This window comes from Paenibacillus cookii (genome assembly GCF_018333375.1).
GTDB lineage: Bacteria > Bacillota > Bacilli > Paenibacillales > Paenibacillaceae > Paenibacillus_AQ > Paenibacillus_AQ cookii.
Map to the genome: position 1 here is coordinate 1 of NZ_BORW01000079.1, position 1,870 is coordinate 1,870.

At 53.3% G+C, this 1,870-nt stretch carries 2 protein-coding genes; both read left to right on the forward strand.

The genetic code is table 11. The features are described 5' to 3' along the window. Positions 1–266 (forward strand): hypothetical protein (locus KI367_RS26570; RefSeq protein ID WP_212953295.1); only part of this gene is annotated, 266 nt, incomplete at its 5' end. An 80-nt stretch (positions 267–346) separates the two neighbouring features. Continuing rightward, positions 347–1,696, forward strand: coding sequence for an FAD-dependent oxidoreductase (locus KI367_RS26575; RefSeq protein ID WP_212953297.1), 1,350 nt, complete (start codon positions 347–349; stop codon positions 1,694–1,696). Positions 1,697–1,870 lie beyond the last annotated feature (174 nt).

Here is a 1,870-nt window from a genome sequence, read left to right on the forward strand (position 1 = left end):
CTTCCTCCATCCTTGAGGTTTTTGGGTTTGGTCACTTGAAAACTTCTCCAAGTTGGGGTGAAGTCCCTTTTTTATGTCCGAAAATCCTTACGGCTCAAGGCCTCAGATTACTGCAAAACGCTCAAATTACAGAAAAGCAGCCCCCTCGGGCATTTCTCATCTTTTCAGGATGCGTACTCTCCCTCGATTTTGAGGGATATATAAAACACACCGCCCCCAGTAAATCATTTTCTATATTTCCGTATATTCAGAAAATAATTTTCTAAAATCGTTTACAAAATGGATTAATTTTGTTAGCCTAAAGGCAATCCAAGGAATACCATCTTGAGGAAAGAGGGGTTTAGACATGCAGCAATATGACGTAGTCGTGATGGGCGGCGGCATCTCGGGGTCCATGGCGGCCATCGCCGCGTCCAAAACGGGAGCCAAGACGCTGATCGTCGAATCGCACGGGTTTTTGGGCGGTACGCTGACGGCGAACGGCGTCGGCCCGATGATGACGTTCCATGCCGGCGACAAGCTGGCCATCCAGGGTTTTACGAACGAGCTGATCGAGCGGCTGAAACGGATCGGCAAATCACCGGGGCATATTTTCGATACGGTGGGTTTCACCTACTCCGTTACCCCGTTTGACGCCGAAGCGATGAAACATGAGCTTGAGCTGATGGTGACGGAAGCCGGCGGCGAAATTTTGTATCACACGATGCTGGCCGGCGTCGAGACGGAAAACGGGCGCATTACCGGCATCAAGGTTTGCAACAAATCCGGGCTCAGCGACATACACGCTTCCGTTTTCATCGACGCAACGGGAGACGGCGACCTCTCCGCCGGGGCCGGCGCGGAATACACGAAAGGCCGCGAATCCGACGGCGCAACGCAGCCGATGACCTTAAAAATGAAAATGTACAATGTCGACATTCCCAAGGTGAAGGAATACATTCACGGCCATCCGGAGGACTTTCCGCTGTACAACGGGGACACCTCCATCATCGAAAAAGCGCCGCGCCTGTCGGTCGGCGGTTTCGACAGCCTCTTCAAAAAAGCGAAGGAACGCGGCGAAATCTCCATCCCGCGCGAAAATATCCTCTTCTTCGAAACGAACAACCCCGGCGAAGTCATTCTCAACACGACCCGCATCATCGGCCATGACGCCACCGATGCGCTCAGCCTGAGCCGCGCCGAGATGGAAGGCCGCAAGCAATGCCGGGAGCTCGAACTTTTTGTCCGTAAATACATTCCAGGTTTCGAACATGCAGTCGTTGAGTCTACAGGCCCAAACATCGGCGTCCGCGGCTCGCGCCAAATCAAAGGCGTGTACACGCTGACGGCGGACGATATTTTGCAGCAGCGCACGTTCGACGACACAATCGCCCATTCGGGGTACCCGATCGATATCCACAGCCCCGACGGCGAGGGCACGAAACATCAGAAGCTGGAATGGGGCGGCATGTACAGCATCCCCTACTCCTGCATGATCACGAGTTCGGTGAAAAATCTGATCGTCATCGGCCGCTGCATCTCGGCCACCTTCGAGGCGCAGGCCGCCATGAGAACGACGCCGACGACGGGCGCCATCGGCCACGGCGGCGGCGTTGCCGCAGCGCTTGCGGCGCTGGAGGGTAAAAATGTACAGGAGGTCGACATCAAGAAGGTGCAAACCATTTTAAAAGAGCAAGGAGCTTACCTGGAAGTTTAGGAAGTTTAGGAAGTTTAAAAGTTGTACTAAAGAAAGGACCGCTTATCATAATTAGGGCTTGCTGAACAAGATTCGTTCCATCTACACCCAACGCAAGTCTCTAAACCCAAGCAGTCTGAAAAAATGCAAAAAGAGAACACGCAGTCGCCGCTCCAGATTCATGACCAGAAACTG